This window comes from Methylobacterium sp. Leaf87, from assembly GCF_001422775.1.
Taxonomy (GTDB): Bacteria; Pseudomonadota; Alphaproteobacteria; order Rhizobiales; family Beijerinckiaceae; genus Methylobacterium.
The window spans coordinates 195600-201616 of the sequence record NZ_LMMI01000061.1 but is presented as its reverse complement, the minus strand read 5'-3'; the positions used below and the strand labels follow the sequence as shown (position 1 = coordinate 201616).

At 65.0% G+C, this 6017-nt stretch carries 6 protein-coding genes and 1 pseudogene; 5 read left to right on the top strand and 2 right to left on the bottom strand.

The window, feature by feature from the left end:
* Positions 1–90 precede the first annotated feature (90 nt).
* Together ASF22_RS22710 and ASF22_RS23550 are read left to right on the top strand one after the other, a co-directional pair.
* Positions 91–1271 (top strand): IS3 family transposase gene (locus ASF22_RS22710; protein ID WP_156647889.1). Its coding sequence is split into 2 segments (ribosomal slippage): positions 91–352 and positions 352–1271, totalling 1182 coding nucleotides; the frame shifts between segments, so codons are not numbered across the junction.
* A gap of 42 nt (positions 1272–1313) precedes the next feature.
* A pseudogene (locus tag ASF22_RS23550) lies at positions 1314–1505 on the top strand (integrase core domain-containing protein); the annotation flags it as partial.
* Between the two features lie 257 nt (positions 1506–1762).
* On the opposite strand, the gene pqqA (ASF22_RS22705) reads toward ASF22_RS23550, so the two are convergent.
* The gene (pqqA, locus tag ASF22_RS22705) at positions 1763–1852 is read right to left on the bottom strand and encodes a pyrroloquinoline quinone precursor peptide PqqA (RefSeq protein ID WP_056092902.1); all 90 of its coding nucleotides are present in this window, start codon (positions 1850–1852) and stop codon (positions 1763–1765) included.
* Positions 1853–1911: 59 nt separating this feature from the next.
* Positions 1912–2001 (bottom strand): pyrroloquinoline quinone precursor peptide PqqA, encoded by a 90-nt coding sequence (pqqA, locus tag ASF22_RS22700; RefSeq protein WP_055952695.1) that lies wholly within the window; start codon positions 1999–2001, stop codon positions 1912–1914.
* A 523-nt stretch (positions 2002–2524) separates the two neighbouring features.
* Between pqqA (ASF22_RS22700) and mgtE the strand changes: the two genes are divergently transcribed.
* From mgtE to ASF22_RS22685, 3 genes are all read left to right on the top strand, one after another.
* Positions 2525–3895, top strand: coding sequence for a magnesium transporter (gene mgtE / locus ASF22_RS22695; RefSeq protein WP_056268569.1), 1371 nt, complete (start codon positions 2525–2527; stop codon positions 3893–3895).
* Between the two features lie 241 nt (positions 3896–4136).
* Entirely contained in the window at positions 4137–4679 is a 543-nt protein-coding gene (gene petA / locus ASF22_RS22690; RefSeq protein ID WP_056174967.1) for a ubiquinol-cytochrome c reductase iron-sulfur subunit, read from the top strand.
* Between the two features lie 48 nt (positions 4680–4727).
* Positions 4728–6014 (top strand): cytochrome b N-terminal domain-containing protein, encoded by a 1287-nt coding sequence (locus ASF22_RS22685; RefSeq protein ID WP_056174369.1) that lies wholly within the window; start codon positions 4728–4730, stop codon positions 6012–6014.
* The last annotated feature ends 3 nt before the right edge of the window (positions 6015–6017 follow it).

Genomic DNA, 6017 nt, shown 5'->3' with positions numbered 1-6017 from the left:
CTTGCCCGCCTCACGGCCGAGGGCYGTGGTCCGCCCCCATTGAAGTGGTCCGCCCTTTGGTATGGCTTTTAAGCCTGGAGGACGGACAAGATGGCAAAGCACCCGAAGCCCGAGGAGATCGTTGCCAAGCTACGGCAGGCGGATGTGCTGATCTCACAGGGCCAGAGCGTGGCCGATGCGATCCGCGCGCTCGGCGTGAGTTCAGTGACATACTACCGGTGGCGGCGTGAGTTTGGCGGGCTGAAGTCAGATCAGGTTCGACGGATGAAGAGCCTTGAGACTGAGAATGCTCGGCTTCGAAAGGCAATCGCCGATTTGACGCTGGACAAGCTGATCCTGCAGGAGGCGTCCCGGGGAAACTTCTGAGCCCCGCGCGCCGACGCGCTTGTGTCGAGCATATCCTGCTGACGATGAACATCTCCGAGCGCCGCGCCTGCCGGGCGCTCGGTCAGCATCGCTCGACACAGCGCAAGGTGCCGCGGGGCCGCGACGACGAGGAGGCGCTGACAGCCGATCTCGTGGCATTGGCCGAGAAGTATGGACGCTATGGCTACCGCAAGATCAGCGCGTTGCTGAAGGCGGCCGGTTGGTTCGTCAACGACAAGCGCGTCGAGCGCATTTGGCGGCGTGAAGGTCTGAAGGTCCCAGCCAATCAGCCCAAGCGAGGGCGGATCTGGGACAACGACGGCTCCTGCGTCCGTCTTCGCCCGGAACACCGCAATCACGTGTGGTCGTATGACTTCGTCGAGGCACGCACGCATGACGGGCGCAAGATCCGGATGCTCAACGTCGTTGACGAGTTCACCCATGAATGCCTGACGATACGGGTCGCTCGTAAGCTCAAGGCGATCGACGTTATCGACGTGCTCTCGGACCTATTCATCCTACGTGGCGTACCTGGCCATATTCGTTCGGACAACGGGCCGGAGTTCGTTGCGAAGGCCGTCCAAGCTTGGATTACCGGCGTTGGAGCAAAGACGGCCTACATCACGCCAGGCTCACCATGGGAAAATGGCTACGTCGAAAGCTTCAATGCACGGCTTCGCGACGAACTTCTCAACGGCGAGATCTTCTACACACTCAGGGAAGCGCAGGTCGTCATCGAAAGCTGGCGACGTCACTACAACACCGTGCGCCCGCATGCCTCGCTGGGATACCGGCCGCCGGCACCGGAGGTGTTCATGCCAGCCTTCTCCGCTTGGCCGGCTGCGCTCGCCCGACCAGCTCCGCCGGCCAAGCTACCCGTGGCGGAACGGCCCACCGTGCACTAACTTTACCCTTGGACCACCTCGTGGGGGCCGATCAGCCCCGCGGCCCAGGCACAGGCGAGGGCCGTGGCCCGCTGGCGACGTCACTACAACACCGTGCGCCCGCATGCCTCGCTGGGATACCGGCCGCCGGCACCGGAGGGGTTCATGCCAGCCTTCTCCGCTTGGCCGGCTGCGCTCGCCCGACCAGCTCCGCCGGCCAAGCTACCCGTGGCGGAACGGCCCACCGTGCACTAACTTTACCCTTGGACCACCTCGTGGGGGCCGATCAAGTTGCGTTCCAAGGCGATACGCAAGCCCTTGATGCAGCCGAGTAGAGGATTTTTGGACCGACCAGATCCGCTACCGCCTCTAGGCGAGACCCCGCGGACGCTGCAAGAGACACGAAAAGGCCCGGACCGCATACGGTCCGGGCCTTTTCGTCATGGCATCCGACACAATGAAAAAGGGGTGCCGCTTTCTCGAGCGGCACCCCCTTCCAGGCGACGACCTTCTTAGTTGAAGGTGTCGATCTCGGCGGACTCGTAGCTGGTGACTTCCATGCCGACGCAGATTTCCTGGACGATGGGGGCAGACCACTTCATGGTGTTTCTCCTAGTTGAGGTTGGCGGGTTTAGCTGACACCCCGAGGGGCGCCGATCCCTCAGTTGAAGGGATCGATTTCTGCCGACTCGTAGCTGGTGACTTCCATGCCGACGCAGATCTCTTGAACGACGGGGGCGGACCACTTCATGGCTGAACTCCTTCGTGTTCGACGCCCTTGATATGCCGTTACATTGGGCGCAATACAAGTGGGCGCTACACTTATATTTCTCATAGATCGAGACCGGGAGCCCCGGGATCGCCCAGCCCGCCGGCCAAGCGGCAGCCCCGGTGATATGGTGCCACAATGATGCGCGTCCCTGTCCGCGATCCGCGGCCAAATCGCATCGCAACCGGTTCCGATGAGATTGTATCTCGGTCGAAAGTGTTGGAGCGCCTCGCATCTTCGGCTTGACGGCTGGGGCTCGCGGGCGCACTCACGCGCCGCCCACCGGTCGTGCCGGGACGCGCGACTCGTCGCATCCCGGCCGAGCCGATCGGGCACTCCTTCAAGCCAGCCAATGCCCAGCGACACTCCACGACGATCTTCCGCGCCCTGCGCGGCCGCGAGCGGGGTCTCCCCAGAATCCTGAACGGGATCCGGGGCGGCTCACCGACCCCGGTCGTCCAGGGCTGTGTGCCCTTGGCCGTGCGCCCCCGCGCGAGGTGAGCCCATGAACGCGATCCTTTTCGCTCCACCCAACGTCGACCCCTCGGTGCTCGCCGCCCGCCTGTCCGACGAGCGCGCGCCCGACATCGTAGAGGCCCTGAACGAAGAGGCGCCCGAAGTCGCCGCCGCGATTCTGTTGGGGCTGCCGCACGACCGCGCCGTCGAGGTTCTCGATCAACCCGAACTCGACTGCGCCGCCGACATCGTCGAGATGCTGCCGCGCGACCGCGTCGCCTCCTACCTCTCGGGCATGTCGGCCGACCGCATCACCGACATCTTCCGCGAGATCGAGGAGCCCGGACGCTCGGACCTGCGCGCGCGTCTCGACGCAGAGACGCGCGGCGCCGTCGACCGCCTCAGTGCCTACGGCGAGGAGAGCGTCGGCTCGCTGATGACCACCGAATTCGTCACCGTGCCGGGCGACTGGACGATCGGGCAGACCCTCGACCACGTCCGCCACGTCGAGAAGACCCGCGAGACCATCTACGCGATCTTCGTCCTCGATCCGCGCACCCGCGCCCTGACCAAAGCGGTGCCCCTGCGCCGTCTCATCTCGGGCGATCCGCAGGACAATGTGCTGTCCGTCGCCCCTGATCGGCGCCCACTCGCGGTCTCACCAACGGCAAGCCGCGAAGAGGCGGCCCGCCTGATCTCCAAATACGATCTGCTCGCGCTACCCGTCATCGACGCGGTGGGCCACCTTATCGGCATCGTCACCGTGGACGACATGATCGACGCCATGGTCGAGAAGCAGACACAGGACGTGCAGCGCTTCGGCGGCATGGAAGCCCTGCCCGAGCCCTACATGGATATCGGCTTCTTCACGATGATCCGGAAACGGGCCGGCTGGCTCTGTGCCCTGTTCCTCGGCGAGATGATGACCGCCACCGCCATGCAGGGCTTCGAGGGCGAACTCGAGAAGGCCATCGTCCTGACCCTGTTCATCCCCCTCATCATGAGTTCGGGCGGCAATTCGGGCAGTCAGGCGACATCGCTCCTCATCCGCGCGCTGGCTCTCCGTGAGATCCGCCTGCGCGACTGGCGGCGGGTGGCGGCCCGCGAGTTGCCGACGGGCCTCGTCCTCGGGGCGATCCTCGGCCTCATCGGTATCGTCCGAATCGTCGTGTGGCAGAAGACCGGCCTTTACGATTACGGCGTGCATTGGCCCCTCGTGGCCGCCACCGTCGGCGCGGCGCTGGTCGGCATCGTCACTTTCGGATCGCTGACGGGCTCGATGCTGCCGTTCCTGCTCCAGCGCCTCGGCTTCGACCCGGCGACGGCCTCCGCCCCCTTCGTCGCCACCCTCGTGGATGTGACCGGACTGGTCATCTACTTCTCGATGGCGATGCTGATCCTCAAGGGCACGCTTCTGTGACAAATCCCGTCCGGTGAACTTCCGGTGACGCGGGGTCGCATTGCAAAAAATTGCCGGAGGGTGCTTGCCTCCGGCGGGCTGACTTTCCTTCGAAAGCCTCTAATGTCCCGGCCGGCCAGGGTCCGCTCAACGGGCGGTGGCCGCACCCGTATCCTTGCTCGGAGTCCGACACTTGGCGAACCACTCGGCGACCCCCTTGGCGAACCCCTCGGCGAACCCGGTCGTCAATGCCGACGGGACCGTGCCGGGGACGGACGGCACGCGGCGCGACTTCATGTTCCTCGCCACCGGCGCGGCCCTTGCCGTCGGCGCCGGCGCCCTGGCCTGGCCCTTCGTCGCCTCCATGGCGCCCGATGCCGAGACCATCGCGGCCGGCGCCCCCCTCGAAGTCGACCTGTCGCCGATCCAGGAGGGCCAGATCGTCAACGTATTCTGGCGCGGCAAGCTCATCTTCGTGCGTCACCGGACGGAGAAGGAGATCAAGGAGGCCGCCGCCGTGCCGATGGCCGATCTCATCGATCCGCAGGCCGACGCCGCCCGAGTCAAGGAGGGTCACGCCAAGTGGCTCGTGGTCTACGGCAACTGCACTCATCTGGGTTGCGTGCCGATCGGCCATCAGGGCCAGTACGAGGGCTGGTCGTGCCCCTGCCACGGGTCCCTCTACGACACCTCCGGCCGCGTTCGCCGCGGTCCCGCTCCGACGAACCTGCCGGTCCCGCCCTACGCCTTCGAGACGGACGCAAAGATCCGGATCGGCGAAGAGGGTGGCAAGGCTGCGGCCTGAGGAAGGGCGACGGAATTTCATGCAACAGTTTTCGAAGCGGGTAGCCCCATGAGCGCACACGCCAACACCTACGTTCCGAAGAGCCGCGTGGCGAAGTGGTTCGAATCGCGGCTCCCCTTGGTCGGGCTGGTGCATTCGTCGTTCGTTGCCTTCCCGGTGCCGCGCAACCTCAACTATTTCTGGACCTTCGGCGCAATCCTCATCGCCATGCTGATGTCGCAGATCGTCACCGGCATCTGGCTGGCGATGCACTACGATCCGTCGGCCGCCAACGCCTTCAATTCCGTCGAGCACATCATGCGTGACGTGAATTACGGCTGGCTCCTGCGCTACATGCACGCCAACGGCGCGTCGATGTTCTTCGTCGCGGTCTACATCCACATGTTCCGGGCGCTGTACTACGGCTCGTACAAGGCCCCGCGCGAGATCCTCTACATCCTCGGCGTGATCATCTATCTGCTGATGATGGCCACCGCCTTCCTCGGCTACACCCTGCCGTGGGGCCAGATGAGCTTCTGGGGCGCCACCGTCATCACCAGCATCCTCGGCGCGATTCCGATCGTCGGCGAGACGGTGCAGAGCCTGCTCTGGGGCGGCTACTCGGTCGGTAGCCCGACCCTCAACCGCTTCTTCTCACTGCACTACCTGCTGCCGTTCATGATCCTCGGCGTCGTCGTGCTCCACGTCTGGGCGCTGCACGTCACCGGACAGAACAATCCCGCCGGCATCCCGATCAAGTCGAGCAAGGATGCGGTCCCGTTCACGCCCTACGCCACCGTAAAGGATGTGTTCGCCACCGTGGTGTTCGGCATCTTCTTCGCCTACTGGATCTTCTACCAGCCGAACTACCTCGGCCACGCCGACAACTACGTCCCGGCCAACGCCGCCGTGACCCCGGCCCACATCGTGCCGGAATGGTACTTCCTGCCGTTCTACGCGATCCTGCGCGCGGTGCCGGACAAGCTCGGCGGCGTGATCCTGATGTTCAGCGCGGTGATCATCCTGGCCTTCGCGCCGTGGCTCGACACCTCGCGGGTGCGCTCGGCCAATTACCGTCCGATCTACCGTCAGTTCTTCTGGCTGTTCGTGGTGGTCACGATCCTGCTCGGCTGGCTCGGCGCCAAGCCGCCGGAGGGTGGCTACGTCATCGCCGCACGCCTGTGTACGGCCTACTACTTCCTCCACTTTCTCGTCGTGATGCCCCTCGTCGGCCTCTTCGAGACACCCGACCGACTGCCGGACTCGATCCTCGAGAGCGTCACCGGTCCGGGCAAGCAGGTCTCCGGGTCCGGCATGCCGGCCGGGGCCACGGCCGCACCGTCGTCCAAGGGTTGAGGG

Excerpts from the sequence above, each read along its gene's own strand:
- pqqA (WP_055952695.1), bottom strand. The coding sequence starts at position 2,001 with ATGAAGTGGTCCGCCCCCGTCGTTCAAGAGATCTGCGTCGGCATGGAA.
- ASF22_RS22685 (WP_056174369.1), top strand. The coding sequence starts at position 4,728 with ATGAGCGCACACGCCAACACCTACGTTCCGAAGAGCCGCGTGGCGAAG.
- pqqA (WP_056092902.1), bottom strand. The coding sequence starts at position 1,852 with ATGAAGTGGTCTGCCCCCATCGTCCAGGAAATCTGCGTCGGCATGGAA.
- mgtE (WP_056268569.1), top strand. The coding sequence starts at position 2,525 with ATGAACGCGATCCTTTTCGCTCCACCCAACGTCGACCCCTCGGTGCTC.